The organism is Exiguobacterium sp. A1_3_1 (assembly GCF_048985645.1).
Classification (GTDB): domain Bacteria; phylum Bacillota; class Bacilli; order Exiguobacteriales; family Exiguobacteriaceae; genus Exiguobacterium_A; species Exiguobacterium_A indicum.
Genome location: NZ_WBYY01000335.1, coordinates 1 through 557 on the forward strand (window position 1 = coordinate 1; position 557 = coordinate 557).

Annotated in this window: 1 protein-coding gene; it reads right to left on the minus strand. The window is 47.9% G+C overall.

From position 1 onward, the window contains the following. Positions 1 to 175: 175 nt before the first annotated feature. The coding region (locus F8N00_RS18235; RefSeq protein WP_421018777.1) for an ABC transporter permease at positions 176 to 557 on the minus strand (382 nt) is incomplete at its 5' end.

Sequence of the window (557 nt, forward strand, 5' to 3'; positions counted from 1 at the left end):
AGATGTGTATAAGAGACAGGTAAAATCCCTTGATTGAGTAAGCGTTCGATTAACGAAGGAACGTAAGAAAATAACGCAAACGTTCCAGGGTAGTGGACGGTGGCATCTCCACCAATCGTTCCGTCGCGGTCAAGAAATATTGCCTGAATAGAATTCATGTGTACAACTCCTTTGATTACGAAGCATCTTTCAGTTCTTGGTACGGTTGAACACGTGCGGCCAGTTGTGCTGGGATGAAGGCGGCGATGACACCGAACAAAATCGGTAAGGCAAGCGATACACCAATCAACAACGGTTCATTCCACGGTACTAGATCGTACAAGACATAAATCGTCGTGTAGGCGACAATCAGTCCAATGATTCCGGAAATCAGACCAACAAGGAAGCCTTCGAGGACAATCAACTGTCGGATTGCGCCGTTCGTCCAGCCGAGTGCTTTTAAGACGGCGAGTGAGGCGCGGCGATCTGTGACGTTTTGCCACATAATTTCACCCGTCGTCAAAATAGCGATTGTGATCGCAACACCCATCGTCACGTAATGCATCGGACCGACTTGT